The organism is Rhodococcus sp. P14, from assembly GCF_000256505.1.
Taxonomy (GTDB): Bacteria; Actinomycetota; Actinomycetes; order Mycobacteriales; family Mycobacteriaceae; genus Rhodococcus; species Rhodococcus ruber.
The window spans coordinates 1-15,373 of record NZ_AJFC01000059.1; the positions used below are offsets into that span (position 1 = coordinate 1).

At 69.6% G+C, this 15,373-nt stretch carries 15 protein-coding genes and 1 pseudogene; 4 read left to right on the forward strand and 12 right to left on the reverse strand.

The features are described 5' to 3' along the window. The 3 genes and pseudogenes from OEY_RS28010 to thyX form a co-directional block, all read right to left on the reverse strand. Positions 1–247 (reverse strand): annotated as a pseudogene (locus OEY_RS28010) (ribonuclease J); the annotation flags it as partial. Continuing rightward, on the reverse strand, positions 244–1,152 hold the full coding sequence (gene dapA / locus OEY_RS0104130; RefSeq protein ID WP_010592676.1) for a 4-hydroxy-tetrahydrodipicolinate synthase: 909 nt from the start codon (positions 1,150–1,152) through the stop codon (positions 244–246). The gene dapA and the pseudogene OEY_RS28010, both read right to left, overlap by 4 nt. 49 nt (positions 1,153–1,201) lie before the next feature. Further along, positions 1,202–1,957 carry an FAD-dependent thymidylate synthase gene (gene thyX / locus OEY_RS0104135; RefSeq protein ID WP_010592677.1) on the reverse strand — a complete coding sequence of 252 codons (756 nt, stop codon included), beginning with the start codon at positions 1,955–1,957 and terminating at the stop codon, positions 1,202–1,204. Between the two features lie 116 nt (positions 1,958–2,073). Between thyX and OEY_RS0104140 the strand changes: the two genes are divergently transcribed. Then, the gene (locus OEY_RS0104140) at positions 2,074–2,592 is read left to right on the forward strand and encodes a toxin-antitoxin system HicB family antitoxin (RefSeq protein ID WP_010592678.1); all 519 of its coding nucleotides are present in this window, start codon (positions 2,074–2,076) and stop codon (positions 2,590–2,592) included. A gap of 60 nt (positions 2,593–2,652) precedes the next feature. Beyond that, complete coding sequence (locus OEY_RS0104145; RefSeq protein ID WP_010592679.1) at positions 2,653–3,090, forward strand: SRPBCC family protein; 438 nt, start codon at positions 2,653–2,655, stop codon at positions 3,088–3,090. A 23-nt stretch (positions 3,091–3,113) separates the two neighbouring features. On the opposite strand, the gene OEY_RS0104150 is transcribed toward OEY_RS0104145, so the two are convergent. The 9 genes from OEY_RS0104150 to OEY_RS0104190 all read right to left on the reverse strand — a co-directional run bounded on the left by OEY_RS0104150 (position 3,114) and on the right by OEY_RS0104190 (position 14,598). Next, the gene (locus OEY_RS0104150; RefSeq protein WP_010592680.1) at positions 3,114–3,596 is read right to left on the reverse strand and encodes a flavodoxin family protein; all 483 of its coding nucleotides are present in this window, start codon (positions 3,594–3,596) and stop codon (positions 3,114–3,116) included. Positions 3,597–3,753: 157 nt separating this feature from the next. Continuing rightward, positions 3,754–4,230: a hypothetical protein gene (locus OEY_RS0104155; protein WP_010592681.1), complete on the reverse strand. Its 477-nt coding sequence runs from the start codon at positions 4,228–4,230 to the stop codon at positions 3,754–3,756. Continuing rightward, on the reverse strand, positions 4,227–4,982 hold the full coding sequence (gene dapB / locus OEY_RS0104160; RefSeq protein WP_010592682.1) for a 4-hydroxy-tetrahydrodipicolinate reductase: 756 nt from the start codon (positions 4,980–4,982) through the stop codon (positions 4,227–4,229). Before dapB ends, OEY_RS0104155 begins: the two co-directional genes overlap by 4 nt. Positions 4,983–5,065: 83 nt before the next feature. Continuing rightward, entirely contained in the window at positions 5,066–6,415 is a 1,350-nt protein-coding gene (locus OEY_RS0104165; protein ID WP_010592683.1) for a M16 family metallopeptidase, read from the reverse strand. A gap of 84 nt (positions 6,416–6,499) precedes the next feature. Next, positions 6,500–7,231, reverse strand: coding sequence for a respiratory nitrate reductase subunit gamma (gene narI / locus OEY_RS0104170; RefSeq protein WP_010592684.1), 732 nt, complete (start codon positions 7,229–7,231; stop codon positions 6,500–6,502). A 2-nt stretch (positions 7,232–7,233) separates the two neighbouring features. After that, positions 7,234–7,929, reverse strand: coding sequence for a nitrate reductase molybdenum cofactor assembly chaperone (gene narJ, locus OEY_RS0104175; RefSeq protein WP_010592685.1), 696 nt, complete (start codon positions 7,927–7,929; stop codon positions 7,234–7,236). Further along, on the reverse strand, positions 7,926–9,602 hold the full coding sequence (gene narH / locus OEY_RS0104180; RefSeq protein ID WP_010592686.1) for a nitrate reductase subunit beta: 1,677 nt from the start codon (positions 9,600–9,602) through the stop codon (positions 7,926–7,928). The genes narJ and narH overlap by 4 nt, the downstream gene beginning before the upstream one ends. A 40-nt stretch (positions 9,603–9,642) precedes the next feature. Continuing rightward, the gene (locus OEY_RS0104185) at positions 9,643–13,359 is read right to left on the reverse strand and encodes a nitrate reductase subunit alpha (RefSeq protein WP_010592687.1); all 3,717 of its coding nucleotides are present in this window, start codon (positions 13,357–13,359) and stop codon (positions 9,643–9,645) included. 24 nt (positions 13,360–13,383) lie between these two features. Next, entirely contained in the window at positions 13,384–14,598 is a 1,215-nt protein-coding gene (locus OEY_RS0104190; protein WP_072786443.1) for a nitrate/nitrite transporter, read from the reverse strand. 278 nt (positions 14,599–14,876) lie between these two features. On the opposite strand from OEY_RS0104190, the gene OEY_RS0104195 reads away from it, so the two are divergent. Beyond that, positions 14,877–15,116 (forward strand): hypothetical protein, encoded by a 240-nt coding sequence (locus tag OEY_RS0104195; RefSeq protein WP_010592689.1) that lies wholly within the window; start codon positions 14,877–14,879, stop codon positions 15,114–15,116. A gap of 45 nt (positions 15,117–15,161) precedes the next feature. Beyond that, a complete protein-coding gene (locus tag OEY_RS30380) occupies positions 15,162–15,350 on the forward strand; it encodes a hypothetical protein (RefSeq protein ID WP_124258794.1) in 189 nt (62 codons plus the stop codon). The last annotated feature ends 23 nt before the right edge of the window (positions 15,351–15,373 follow it).

Below are 15,373 nucleotides of genomic sequence, written 5' to 3' on the forward strand. Positions count from 1 at the left end.
GCTTGCCCTGGTGCTCGAAGACCGTCATGTTGCGGCCGATCTCGCCGATGCCGCCGAGCGCGACGACGCGCAGACCCTTGCGCGGTGCCTTCGGCGGGGTGCCCAGACGCACCGACATGTCCGCGACCTTGCGCGGGTCGGGCCGCTGGGTGTCGGCCGAATTCTGCACGGTCCGGCGGACGGGCCGGGTGCTGGGCGGTCCGGCGTTGCGGGTGGCGCGGCCCCGGCCGCGCGACGGGCGGCTCATGCGAGCACCCCTGCGGCGTGCAGGTCGGCGGCCAGTGCGTCGATCTGCAGGGAGGTCGGCGCCACCTGCGGCAGGCGGGGCTCGCCGACGTCGAGGCCCATCAACCGCAGCCCCGCCTTCGACGCGCTCACCCCACCGAGGCGGGAGACGGCACGCAGGATCGGCATGAGGCTCAGGTTGATCGCGCGAGCGCGGACGAGATCACCGGCCTGGAAGGCGTCGTACAGCTCCCGCAGGCGGCCGGGCACGAGATGACCGATGACACTGACGAATCCGACGGCACCGACCGACAGCCACGGGAGGTTGAGCGGGTCGTCTCCGGAGTAGAACTTCAGGTCGGTGGTGCCGATGAGCTCGGCGCCGGCGTTGAGGTCGCCCTTGGCGTCCTTGACCGCCACGATGCGGGGGTGCTCGGCGAGCCGGCGCAGCGTCTCCGTTTCGATCGGCACGACCGAGCGCGGCGGTATGTCGTAGAGCATGACGGGCAGGTCGGTGGCGTTCGCGACGGCCGTGAAGTGGGCGTAGAGCCCGGCCTGCGGCGGCCGGGAATAGTAGGGGGTGACGACGAGCAGTCCGTGGGCGCCGGCTCGCGCGGCGTCGCGGGCCAGTTCGACGCTGTGGGCGGTGTCGTTGCTGCCGGCGCCGGCGATGATCTTCGCGCGGTCCCCCACCGCGGCGAGCACGGCGCGCATCAGCTCGAGCTTCTCGTTCTCGGTGGTGGTCGGCGATTCACCGGTGGTACCCGCGAGGACCAGCGCATCGCAGCCGCCGTCGACCAGATAGGCGGCAAGACGCACACCCGCGTCCACGTCGAGCTTGCCGTCGGCGGTGAACGGGGTCACCATCGCTGTGGCGATGGTGCCGAACGGAAGCTCGACAGCAGAAGCGGAATCACCGTTGGTCATGGTCAGAAGGCTACCGCGTGACCCGGGCTCTTCCACACACACCTGCCGGTCAGGTCTCGGTCGCGAAGGCACCGGCGGCAACCTCGGAACCGTCGGGCAGACGGGTGATAGTGAAGTCGCCGAAGATGTTCGGCGCGGCGTCCTGCAGCTGGCGCAGGCACTCGACGGCGAGGCGGCGGATCTCGACGTCGGCGTGCTCGGTCGCACGCATCGCCACGAAGTGCCGCCAGGATCGATAGTTGCCGGTGACGACGACGCGGGTCTCGGTGGCGTTGGGCAGTACCGATCGCGCGGCCTCGCGGGCCTGCTTCGCACGGATCGGCCCCTCGGGCAGATGGGACAGCTTCTCGTCGAGCGCGTCGAGCAGTTCGATGTACGCGGCCCGGCTGGACTCGGTGGCGGCGAGGAACAGGTCCTCGAGTCGCGGGTCCCCGGCCACGGCCGGCGGGACCACGACCGGAGCGTCGCTGCCGCGGACGAACCGCTGGGACAGCTGCGAGTAGGAGAAGTGGCGGTGCCGGATGAGTTCGTGGGTGCAGGACCGGGAGATGCCGGTGATGTAGAAGCTCACCGAACCGTGCTCGAGCACGGACAGGTGCCCGACCGTGAGCAGGTGGCGCAGGTATCCGGCATTGGTGGCCGTGCGGGGGTTCGGCTTGGACCAGCTCTGGTAGCACGCCCGGCCTGCGAACTCGGCGAGTGCCTCTCCGCCGTCGGCGTCGGTCTCCCAGGGCACGTCGGCGGGCGGGACGAACTCGGTCTTGGCCACCAGCCTGACCTTGAGCGTGACTGGCTCGGGCGCCATCGGTTCTCCTCCAGGTTGTCGATCCAGTCGACCGTAGCGCCGCGCGGGGCGGCACCCGACCGCGGGCTGCATTCCGACGCCTTGACTGACATCACATATGACGTCATGATGGCGTCATGCGCCTCGATCCGTATCTGGATGCGATCACCGATTCCCTCGTCGCCGCCGCGGAACTCGGCGACGAACAGACCCGCCGGACCGCGGCGGCCCTCGCCGCAGCGGTCGCTGCGCCCGCCCGCCTGGCCGTGCTGCAGGCACTGTCGGACATGGCGGCGGAGATCTCGGGCGAACTCGGCGACCGGGTGGTCACCGTACGTCTGGACGGCGACGACGCCGTACTCGAGGTGCGGTCGGAGATGTCCGCCGAAACCCCCAGCCCTGCCCAGACTTTCGAGGACGTCACCGGAGACATCAGCCGGGTGACCCTGCGCCTGGTCGAGCAGATCAAGGCCCGCGCCGAGGAGGCGGCGGCCCAGAACGGCGTGTCGCTGAACTCGTGGGTGTCGCAGGCCGTCCAGGGGGCGCTGCGCGAACAGATGCGATACCAGCGCCGCGCCGACGAGCGCGCCACGAGGCGCCCCGCCGACGAAACCGGAGCGGGTCCGTCCGAAACCTCCGAGCGCGAGGACGGTTGAGCGGGAGGCGGTGCGGTACATTGCCGACGCACGTCACCCGAAAGCCGAGGAAGTGAGCGCATGGCCGTCAGCAGTTCCAGCAGTTTCGAGATCAAGGCCGACCCGAGTCGCGTGATGGCGGGCATCGCCGCGGTCGATCGACTGCCGGAGTGGTCCGGTCCGCACAAGACCGTCGTCGTCGAGACCACCCACCCGGACGGCCGCCCCCACCGCGTCCGGATGACCGTGTCCATCATCGGAATTCACGACGAACAGGTGGTGGACTACTTCTGGAACGGCGACGAGTCGATGTCCTGGACCCTGATCGAGAGCCACCAGCAGCATCAGCAGGACGGCACCTACACCCTCACCGCCACCGAGAGCGGCACCCGGGTGGACTTCACCCTCACGATCGACCCGAAGATCCCGCTGCCCGGCTTCATGGTGAAGAAGGCGCAGAGGATGGCGATGGAGACCGCCGAGAAGGGGCTGACGAAGTTCGTCGAGAAGCTGCTCTGACGCGCCGCGCGGTGTCCGCGCGGTCAGACCTCCGGTGACACGGACACCGCGACGGTCGCCCCGAGCTCGTAGCAGCGCTCCCGGACCTTCGCGTCGATCGGACCGGTGATCTCGAGGTCCTGCGTGACCTGCGCCAGGGCGAGGCCCGTGACGAGTTTCCGCACGGAGGCAACGGCGCCCGCGGTGTCGTTGTTGCCGTGCACCCACAGCCCGTACGGCCGCCCTGCGACCGCGTCGAGGCACGGGTAGTAGACGGTGTCGAAGAAGTGCTTCAGGGCCCCCGACATGTACCCGAAGTTCGCGGTGGTGCCGAACACGTAGCCGTCGGCGGCGAGCACATCCGGCACCGTCGCACCGAGCGCGGGCACCGTCCGCACCCGCACCCCGGCGATGTCGGGGTCGTGCGCCCCGGCGAGCACCGCCTCGAGCAACTCGCGGGTCGACGGGGACGGGGTGTGGTGGACGACGAGCAGCGTGCGCTCGCCGTCGGCAGGAGCCTCGGTCACACCCTGCAGGGTACGTCGCCGGCCGCGCGGTGTCCGTGCCCCGCAACGGCACCCGCCACCCGCGCCGGGCCGGGTGCGGGTGCCGCCGACGTGGATCGAGCGCATGTACCGCCCGCGACTGCCGAGGAGAGGACCGATACATTCGCTCGGCGCGGGATCAGTCGGGGGACTGTGTGCGTTCGAGCTTCTCGAGGGCGACCGCCCGGCGCATGGTCTCCCGGGCCCGGCCGCGGTCACCGGCGTAGTCGTAGGCGCGGGCCAGCCGGTACGAGTGGCGCCAGTTGTCCGGGTCGGCCTCCCACTCCTCCTTGACCTGCTCGAACAGGGCGTCGGCGGCGTCGCGGTCGACCCGTCCCGAGGGCCGGCGTGGCAGATCGCTCACGTCGAGTTCGAGGCCCTCGTCGTGGATCCGCCGGGCCAGGTGCTGGTGCTGGAGACCGGCCCGCAGGGTGGCGTAGACGATCCACACACCCACCAACGGCAGCAGCAGCACGCCGATACCGAGGCCGACGGCCGCAGCCTCGCCCGAGCGCACCAGTTCGAGCCCACGCCCGCCGAGGAGCACGAAGTAGAACCCCAGCGCGAGAACGATGAAGACGATCGGCGCCAGGACCTTGACCAGGTCGCGTCTCACAGGTCGAGGAGCGGGTCGATGCCGACGGTGAGGCCGGGCCGGCCGCCGATCTCGCGTACGCCGAGCAGCACGCCGGGTGCGAAGGAGGAGCGGTCGATCGAGTCGTGGCGGATGGTCAGGGTCTCGCCCTGGGTGCCGAGCAGGACCTCCTGGTGGGCGACGAGACCGGCCAGACGCACGGAGTGCACCCGCACCCCCGCCACGTCGGCGCCGCGGGCACCGTCGAGTTCGGTGGTCGTGGCGTCCGGGCTGCGGCCCACGCCGGCCGCGGCGCGGGCTTCGGCGATGAGCGCCGCGGTGCGGTACGCCGTGCCCGAGGGCGCGTCCGCCTTGTTGGGGTGGTGCAACTCGATGACCTCGACGGAGTCGAAGAACCGAGCTGCGGCCTGCGCGAAGCGCATCGACAGCACGGCACCGATCGCGAAGTTCGGCGCGATCAGGACGCCGACCTCAGGTTTCGCGGCCAGCCAGGCGCGGACCCGGTCGAGCCGTGCCTCGTCGAATCCGGTGGTGCCGACGACCGCGTGGATGCCGTGCTCGACGAGGAACTGCAGATTGCCCATCACCACGTCGGGATGGGTGAAGTCCACCACCACCTGCGCCCGGGAGGTGACGAAGTCCTCGAGGCTGTCGTCCCGGTCGACCGCGGCGACGAGCTCGAGGTCGGTGGCCGCCTCGACGGCCGCGCAGATCGCCTGTCCGACCTTGCCCTTGGCGCCGAGCACACCCACCCGGATTGCTGCTGCGTTCACTTGACTCTCCACGCTTCCTCGTCCGATCTCCGTCCCGCAGCAGCCTACGCAACCGGACGTCCCTGTCCGTGGTCAGGCCGCGGTCACGCGACGAGGGCGCGCACCGACGCGGGCAGGTCCCGGGGCCGCCGGTACGGCCCGGCGACGGCCGCAGCGAACGGCCGGTGCAGCAGTTCGGCGGCGACCTCTCGGACCTCCGCCGCGCTCACCGACGAGATCCGCTCGAGTGTCTCGGTGACGCTCCAGTGGGTGCCGTAGCTCAGTTCGCTGCGGCCGATCCGATTCATCCGGGCCCCGGTGTCCTCGAGGCCGAGCACCAGGGCGCCGCGCAGCGAGCCCTTGGCACGGGCGCACTCCGCCTCGGTGACGCCGTTGTCGGCGACGTCGGTGAGCACCTCGCGGACGAGGGCGGCCACCTCGCCGAGGTTCTCGGGCTGGCACCCGGCGTAGACGGAGAACGCCCCGGTGTCGGCGAAGGTGTCCACGCCCGAGTACACCGAGTAGGCGAGCCCGCGCTGCTCCCGGATCTCCTGGAACAACCGTGAGCTCAAGCCGCCACCGACCGCGGCGTTGAGCACCGACAGCGCCCAGCGCCGGGAGTCGTGGCGGCCGAAGGACCGCACACCGACCGCCAGGTGGGCCTGCTCGCCGTCGCGGTCGGTGATGCTCAGCGTCGGCGCCGTACGCAGGCGGAGACTGCCCTCCCGCCGGGGGGCGGCGGTCGCGGCGGGGTCGAGGTGCCCGGCGAAGGCACGACGGACCAGTTCCACGGTGTGGTCGTGGTCGACGTTGCCGGCGACGGCGACGACCATGCGGTCCGGCGTGTACCGCCGCACGTGGAACGAGTGCAACTGGGTGCGGGTCATCGCCTCGATCGACTCGACCGAGCCGATGATGGGCCGGCCGATCGGGTGGTCGCCGTACAGCGCGGTGAGGAAGGCGTCCCCGAGCAGATCCTCCGGATCGTCGTCGCGCATCGCGATCTCCTCGAGGACGACCTGTCGTTCCAGGTCGACGTCGGCGCTGCGGCATCGGCCGCGCAGCACGACGTCGGCGACGAGGTCGACGGCCAGGGACAGGTCGTCGTCGAGCACGTGGGCGTAGAAGCAGGTGTGCTCCTTCGCGGTGAACGCGTTGAGTTCACCGCCGACTCCGTCGACGAGTTCGGCGATGTCGAGCGCCGTCCGGGTGGGGGTGGCCTTGAACAGCAGGTGCTCGAGGAAGTGGGCGGCACCGGCGACGGAGGGCTGCTCGTCGCGGGAGCCGACGCCCACCCAGACACCGACGGCGGCCGACCGCACGCCGGGCACGTGCTCGGTGACGACGCGGAGCCCCCCGGGCAGGAGGGTGCGCCGAACCCCGGCGTCGGGTTCGGTGGGCGCCGAGGTGGATGCGGCGACGGACGGGGCGGCGGAGCGGCGGGTGGCAGCCATGAAGATGTTCGACGGTCCTACAGGCGAGTGGGTGTGCTGGACTGAACGACTCACACTACACGCGGCGCCGTGCACCCGATCCGGTCACCACCCGCGGCGGCGAGGCTGCGACCCGACGAGCTGTCCCTTCGCGGCGACGTCCCGGCTCCGGTAGACCACATACGGCCGGAACAGGTATCCGACGGGCGCGCTGAAGGCGTGCACCAGGCGGGTGAACGGCCACAGCGCGAACAGGATCAAGGCGATCAGCGCGTGCAGCTGGAACGACAGGGGTGCCTGCACCATCAGATCGCCGCGCGGCTGCAGGATCCAGATGGATCGGAACCACGGCGAGACGGTCTCGCGATAGTTGTGCTCCTCCCCCACGACACCCGAGCCCATCAGAGTCGTGGCGAGTCCCGCGACGATCGCGGCGACGAGGACGACGTACATGAGCTTGTCGTTGGCCGTCGTCGCCATGAACACCGGACCACGGGTGCGGCGACGGTAGATCAGCAACAGGATCCCGACGAGGGTGGCGATCCCGGCGATGGTGCCCAGCGTCACCGCCTGCACGTGATACGCGTGCTGGCTCAGGCCGACCGCCTCGGTCCAGGACTGGGGAATGAGCAGACCGATCACGTGGCCCACGATCACCACGAGGATCCCGAAGTGGAACATCGGGCTGGCGATGCGCAGCAGCCGGCTCTCGTAGAGCTGAGACGAACGCGTGGTCCAGCCGAACTTGTCGTAACGGTAGCGCCACCACGTACCTACGACGACCACGGCGATCGTGACGTACGGCGCGACATCCCAGAAGATCTCCCCTGCGGACATGGTCAGCCGGCTCCTTCGACTCGGGTCTGCGCCGCGGCGGGTGCGGTCCGGCGCGGCGGGACCGTGAGGGTGAACGGTTCGAGACCGATCGCCTCGGCGGGTGGACCGGCCTCGGCGAGGTGCCGGGCGCGGTGCACTTCCTGATCGCCGACCGGAGGCAACGTCGCACACACCGCCCCGATCGTCGCCGCATAGCAGGAATTGCGTTCCTCGAGTGCGATGCGGAGCACGTCGATCGGGACCCGGTGCGCGGCGAGCAGTCGCTCCCCCGCATCCGGGTCGACGGTCGCGGCGAATTCGAGCACCACCGGCAGATGATCGGGCGCCTCGCCGGTCGGTGGCTCGACGCCGGCCTCCCGGTAGGCCTGCGCGAACGCGTGGATTGCCGTGCCGCGGTTGCGGGTGTCACCGCCGGTCCAGTACGTGAGATACATCGTCGACCGCCGGCGCATGTCGAAGGTGTCGACGTAGTCGGCCTGCGCAGCAAACGGATCGGCGTCGCGCAGGGCGGCGAGAGTCCGGCTCAACAGCTGCGCCGGTGCCCCGGTGATGTGCCCGAGAAGACCGTCGACCGTCGCGAGGCGCGACCGCAGCCCGTCGTCGGGGTATGCCAGCAGCAGCGAAGCCGCCTGCCGGATCAGCCGGTGCTGCAGTTGCCGCGACGCGGTGTCGCGCCCCCGGCGTATCCGCGCCCTCATTGCCCACTCCCCCGGTCGTCGACACGATGCCCGGCCGGGAACAACCCCTGGGGCACGCCCTTACCGTCCCAGTTGAGCAGGTTCACGCGGGAGGGATTCGACGCGTTCGCCGCCATTCCCTCGGAGGTCTGTCGCTGCCGGAGCGCGTGGAAGGTCTCCACCGCGACCGGGACCGGGCCTCCGCTGGCCTCGCCGAACGGCCCGGAGTCGTACATGCCCGGGCCGCCGTCGTACGACAGGGCGCAGTCGGTGGCGGATTCCTCGAGCCGGTGCCCCTCGGCGGCGTAGGCGGTCGGGATCACGTACCGCTCGTCGTACTTGGCCAGGGCGAGCAGGCGGTACATCTCGTACATCTGCTCCTCGGTCATGCCGACGGCGTCGGGGATCTCCGGTCGCGTGTCCCGGCCCAGGTTGATGTCCCGCATGTACGACCGCATCGCGGCGAGCCGGTGCAGCACTGCTTCGACGGCGTCGGTGTCGCCCGCGGTGAACAGTCCCGCCAGATACTCGATCGGGATGCGCAGCGATTCGAGGGCACCGAACAGATTGCCCATGTCCTCGCCGTCGTGACCGTCGCGCGAGACCGCGTCGACCACCGGGGACAGCGGCGGCACGTACCAGACCATCGGCATCGTGCGGTACTCCGGGTGCAGGGGCAACGCGACCCGGTACGTGTTGATCAACGCGTACACGGGTGACCGCTGGGCGGCCTCGATCCATTCGTCGGAGATGCCCTCGGCGCGGGCGCCGGCGATCACCTCCGGGTCTGCAGGGTCGAGCAGCACCTGTCGCAGTGCGTCGTAGAGGTCCTTCTCGTCCTCGACGGACGCGGCCTCGAGCACCCGGTCGGCGTCGTAGAGCACGAGGCCGATGTAGCGCAGCCGGCCCACGCAGGTCTCGGAGCACACGGTCGGCAGGCCCACCTCCACGCGCGGATAGCAGAACGTGCACTTCTCGGCCTTGCCGGTCTTGTGGTTGAAATACACCTTCTTGTACGGACATCCGGACACGCACATCCGCCAGCCGCGACAGCGGTCCTGGTCGACGAGAACGATGCCGTCCTCGACGCGCTTGTACATCGCTCCCGACGGGCACGACGAGACGCACGACGGGTTCAGGCAGTGCTCGCAGATGCGAGGCAGATAGAACATGAAGGTCTGCTCGAGTTCGAGCCGGACCTGCTCGCCGACCTTCTTCAGGACCGGATCGTCGGGCACGATCTCCGGGGAGCCGCCGAGGTCGTCGTCCCAGTTCGCCGACCATTCGACCTTCATCGGCTTGCCGCTGATCAGACTTCGCGGCGGCGCCACCGGGATCTGGTCGCCGAGCGGCGCGGTGGTGAGGTTCTCGTAGTCGTAGGTCCACGGCTCGTAGTAGTCGTCGATCGCCGGCATCTTCGGATTCGAGAAGATCCGGAAGAGCTTGTTCCACCGGCCGCCGTCCCGCAGCCGCAGCCGCCCGTTGCGGTCGCGGATCCATCCGCCCCGCCAGCGTTCCTGGTCCTCGTAGGTGCGCGGGTATCCCTGGCCGGGGCGGGTCTCGACGTTGTTGAACCACACGTACTCGGTGCCGGATCGGTTGGTCCAGGCCTGCTTACAGGTGACCGAGCAGGTATGGCAGCCGATGCACTTGTCGAGGTTCATCACCATCGCCATCTGGGCCATCACCTTCATGCCGGCCTCGCTTCGCTGGTCGTGGTCGTGGGCATCGACATCAGTACCTGACCTCCTGCGACCGGCGGCGTACGACCGTCACCTCGTCGCGTTGATTTCCGGTGGGCCCGAGGTAGTTGAACGCGAAGGCGGTCTGCGCGTAGCCACCCGCCATGTGGGTGGGTTTGATCAGGATCTTCGTGAGCGAGTTGTGGATGCCGCCGCGGGTACCGGTGGTCTCGGTGAGCGGCACATCGATGGTGCGCTCCTGCGCGTGGTAGACGTACACGACACCCTCGGGCATGCGGTGCGAGACGATCGCGCGGCACACCACGACGCCGTTGCGGTTGACGGCCTCGACCCAGTCGTTGTCCCGCACCGAGATCTTCGCCGCGTCCGCCGGACTCATCCACATGGTCGGTCCGCCGCGCGAGAGCGAGAGCATGAACAGGTTGTCCTGGTACTCGGAGTGGATCGACCACTTCGAGTGCGGGGTCAGGTACCGCACGGTCAGTCCGACGCCGTCGCCGCTGCCGACGGCCGGTTCACTGCCGCTGCCGCTGCCGACGGCCGGTTCACCGAACAGGCGCGACATGTCCAGCGGCGGGCGGTAGGTGGGGAGTTGTTCGCCGAGTTCCTCGATCCAGTCGTGATCGACGTAGAAGTGCATGCGGCCGGTGAGCGTGTGGAACGGTTTGAGTTCCTCGATGTTCACCGTGAACGGGGCGTAGCGGCGCCCACCGGTCTCGCTGCCGGACCATTCCGGGCTGGTGATCACGGGGACCGGGCGGGACTGGGTGTCGGCGTAGGTGATACGGCGTTCCTCACTGCCCTCGGCGAGGTGCACGAGCCGGCGGCCGGTACGCTTCTCGAGTTCGCGGAAGCCCTCGACCGCGAGCCGTCCGTTCGAGGTGCCCGACAGCGCGAGGATGACGTCGGCCATGCGTTCGGCGCTGGTGACCGCCGGGCGGCCCTCGCCCGCACCGGAATTCATCACGCCGAACTTCTCGGCGAGTTCCGCGACCTCCTGCACCGGGTGCGTCGTGACGCCCTTGGTGGTCAGGCCGAGGGTGTCGACGAGCGGCCCGAGGGTCGACCACTTGTCGGCGATCGCCCCGTAGTCCCGTTCGACGACCGCGAGCGGGCCCATGGTCCTGCCCGGGACCGGCACCTCCCCGGTCACGCGCCAGTTGTTCTCCGTGCCCGACGGATACGCCATCGCCCCCGGGGTGTCGTGCTGCAGAGTGCCGAGCACGATGTCGGTGCGGGTGCCGAGGTGCTTCGACGCCAGCGCGCTGAACACCTTCGCGACGGCGCCGAATGCCTCGTAGTCGGAACGGGTCTCCCACGGCGGGTCGATCGCGGGACTGAACGCGTGGATATAGGGATGCATGTCGGTGCTCGACAGGTCGCCCTTCTCGTACCATGTCGCGGCGGGCAGCACCACGTCGGAGAACAGGGTGGTCGACGTCATCCGGAAGTCGATCGACATCAGCAGGTCGAGTTTGCCTTCGGGCACCTCGTCCGGACATTCGACGTCGTGTGGACGCTGGTCCGGGCCGGTGGGGGCGCCCTGGATGTTGGCGTCGGTCCCGAGCAGGTGCCGCAGGAAGTACTCGTTGCCCTTGCTGGACGAGCCGAGCAGGTTGGACCGCCACACGTTCAGCACCCGCGGCCAGTTGCGCGGGTTGTCCGGGTCGGTGACCGACAGCTTCACCTCGCCGCTCGCGAGTTTCCGGGCGACGTACGCGGGGATGTCCTCGCCTGCTGCTCGCGCCTCGTCGGCGAGGTCGTGCGTGTTGCGATCGAACTGCGGGTAGAACGGAGTCCACCCCATCGCGACGGCGGAGACCATCACGTCCATCGTGTGCTTGTCGCGGAACCGGCCCCGCCCGAGCGGGCTCGCGAGCGCGTCGGCGCGGTACCCGTCGTAGCGCCACTGGTCCGTGTGGACGTACCAGTAGGAGGTTCCCGCCATCTGCCGAGGCGGGCGGGACCAGTCCGTTCCCATGGCCATCGCGGCCCACCCGGTGACCGGACGGCACTTCTCCTGACCCACGTAGTGTGCCCAGCCGCCGCCGTTGCGGCCCATGGAACCGGTGAGCATCAGCAAGGCGAGAATTGCCCGGTAGGTGGTGTCGCCGTGGAACCACTGGCAGATGCCGGCACCCATGATGATCATGGACCGGCCGCCGGATTCCTCCGCGTTGCGGGCGAACTCGCGCGCGATCCGGACGGCCTGTGCGGCGGAGACCCCGGTGATCGGCTCCTGCCAGGCGGGGGTGTACGGCGAGGCCGGGTCGTCGTACCCGCTGGGCCAGTGTCCGGGCAGTCCCGGACGCGCGACGCCGTACTGGGCCAGCATGAGGTCGAACACCGTGCACACCAGATGTCCGCCCACCCGCCGCACGGGGACGCCGCGTTCGACGGTCTCGCCGTGGCCGTCGACGGTGTCGAAACCGGGCAGATGGACGAGCGCGGTCTCGTCCGCGGCGTCGTCCCGATGCGCGACGGTCAGCGCCGGCACGAGATCGCCCAGGTCCAGGTTCCATTTTCCGGCTCCGTCGTCGCCGTAGCGGAACCCGAGGGAGCCGTGCGGCACCGCGACCGTGTCGGTGGCACCGTCGAGCAGCACCGGCTTGAACGCCGCGTTCTCCACGTCCTGGCCGAGGTCGGCGGCGGTGAGGTTCTTGCCGGGCACCAGCCTGCCGTCGCGTTCCTCGAGCCGGACCAGGAACGGCAGGTCGGTGTACCGGCGGACGTAGTCGACGAAGAACGGCACCCGCCGTCGCACGAAGCACTCGGTGAGCACGACGTGCCCCATCGCCATGGCCAGCGCCCCGTCGGTGCCCGCCGCGCACGGCATCCACTCGTCGGCGAACTTCGTGTTGTCGGCGTAGTCGGGGCTGACGACGACGACCTTGGTGCCGCGGTAACGGACCTCGGTCATCCAGTGCGCGTCCGGTGTCCGGGTGACGGGGACGTTCGATCCCCACATCATCAGGTACGCCGCGTCCCACCAGTCGCCGGACTCCGGCACGTCGGTCTGGTCGCCGAACACCTGGGGCGATGCGACGGGCAGGTCGGCGTACCAGTCGTAGAAGGAGGTCATGACGCCGCCGATCAACTCGACGAACCGGGAACCGGCCGCGAACGACACCATCGACATCGCCGGGATGGGCGAGAATCCGGCCACCCGGTCGGGGCCGTACTCCTTGACGGTGTGCACGTGCGCGGCGGCGATCATCTCGGTGGCCTCGGCCCACGTGACCCGGACCAGACCGCCCTTGCCGCGGGCCCGCTGGTACCGGCGGCGTCGCTGCGGGTCGTTCTGGATGTCGGCCCAGGCCAGCACGGGGTCACCGAGCCGGGCCCTGGCCTCGCGGAACATCTCGACGAGCACGCCGCGGGCGTAGGGATAGCGCACCCGCGTCGGCGAGTAGGTGTACCACGAGAACGCCGCCCCGCGCGGGCAGCCGCGGGGTTCGTACTCGGGACGGTCCGGTCCCACCGTGGGATAGTCCGTCTCCTGCGTCTCCCAGGTGATGATCCCGTCCTTGACGTAGATCTTCCACGAGCACGACCCGGTGCAGTTGACGCCGTGGGTGGAGCGAACCACCTTGTCGTGACTCCAGCGGTCACGGTAGAAGACGTCACCTTCGCGGCCGCCGCGGCGGGTGATCGTACGACCGTCCGCGGAGATCTCCCCCGAGGTGAAGAAACGTCCGCTGCTGCGCAGCAACTCTTCGGCGGCACCGCCGGTGTGGTGGATGGTCACATGCACTCCTTCGGGACGGAATCGTCAGCGGCTGTCGGCCTGCACGGGCTCGTGCGCGTGCAGCTTCACCGCGGTGTAGACGAGCGCGACGAGCGCGGTCGCCACGAGCAGCAGCAGACCGATGGTGTAGTCGTTGTCGGCGGAGTCGTAGGTGGCGCCCATGACGAGCGGCGGAAAGTACCCGCCGAGCCCGCCGGCGGCCGCGACGAGGCCGGTGACCGATCCCACGGACGTGGCGGGTGCGCGACGCGCCACCCACGCGAAGACGCCACCGGTGCCGATGCCGAGGAAGATCGCGAGCAGGATGAACGTCGCCGCGGACCACACGTCCGGGGGCGGCTGGGCGATCGCAATCGCGGCCATCGCTGCCGTCCCGGCGAACGACACGAGCACGACGTACTTCGGGGCGATGCGGTCGGACAGGGCACCCCCGATCGGCCGGGCCAGCACTGCGGCCAGAGCGAACGCCGCTGTCCGCGCGCCGGCGTCGACAGCGGAGAAGCCGTAGATCGTCTTGATGTAGGTGGGAAGGTAGTTGCTGAAGGCCACGAAGCCACCGAAGACGACCGCGTAGAGGAACGACATCTCCCAGGTCACGCGGAGTTTCAGCGCAGCGGCAAGCTTCGGGACGACCGCGTCGGTGTTCGGGCGGAACTGCGGCGAATCACGCATCACGAGGAAGCACACCCCTGCCGTGACGGCAAGCGCCGCGGCGACGATGACGTGGGTTACCAGCAGCCCGAACCACTCTGCGAACCGCGGAGTGAAGAACGCGGACAGGGCCGTCCCCACCATGCCGGCTCCGAAGACGCCGGTCGCGAAGCCCCGCCTGGACGCCTCGTACCAGTTGTTGGCGAACGGGATACCCACTGCGAAGATCGTTCCGGCGATACCGAGGAAGAAGCCGAAGACGAGCAACAGAGGGTAGGAGCCGACGCTGCCGGCCACACCGACGGCGAGCACCGGGACGATCGAGGCCAGCGAGATCGCGATGAACATGACGCGGCCGCCGTAACGATCCGTGAGCGAGCCCACCACGATGCGCCCCAGGGATCCTACGAGAATGGGCGTCGCGACGAGGATCGAGGCCTGTGTACTGCTGAGCGAGAGGTCGCCCGCATACGTCGTGGACAAGGGGCCGATCATGTTCCATGCCCAGAAATTGATTGCCGAGACCCACGTTGCCAGCGCGAGGTTCGAGCTCCGCCGCGCCTCTGTAACACCTACCGAAGCCGTCACGGATCCAGCAAATCATCGACACGCGCACGCGGGGTGAATTCGAGGAAAATACCGACGGTCCGTTCCGCCCCGGAGCCGCGGCAGGGGCGGGTGCTCCTCCTGTTCGAGGCCGGGTGTTCACCCTCGGGCTGCGGTTTCGGGCTGCGGTTTCGGCCTGCGGTTTCACCCTCCAGGGGTGAGGCGCCGCACAGGGGTACGACCTACCGTCGGAATCGACCGCGGATTCACTCGCGGCCGAAAGGCGCACCCGCGTCCCGATCGAACGAAGTGGATCGACGATGACCGCACCCACTCACTCCACCGTCCGTACCCGCGCGCAGAACGCGACGTCACGCAGGGGCGGTGCGTCCCGCCACGACATGCCCTGGTCGCTGCCGATTCCGGCCATCGTCCTCGGCGCCGCAGCGGCCGCCGCGGCACCCGTGGGGGCGTACACCGGCTCCGTTCTCGCCGGCGTCGTCACTGCGGCGGCAACGACCGCGGCCGTGGCGTCCGCCGCGTTGATGATCCGGGCCTGACCCTCAGCCCTCGACGATCCCTACCGGGAACTCCCGAAGGACCCCATGAGGAGACGACAGACCGCGGGTGGCCTCACCCCGACGGCCACGATGACCACCGAAGAGATCAAGACCCGGATCACCGCGATGTTCGACTACGGGAACGACACTGTTCCCGGGTCCGACCGCGCCGCGGAGGAACGGTCGCAGGCGCCGGAGCGCGGTCGATCCGTCACCGGCTCGCCGGGCACGTGACCCGGCTTCCGATCCGCCTCCGT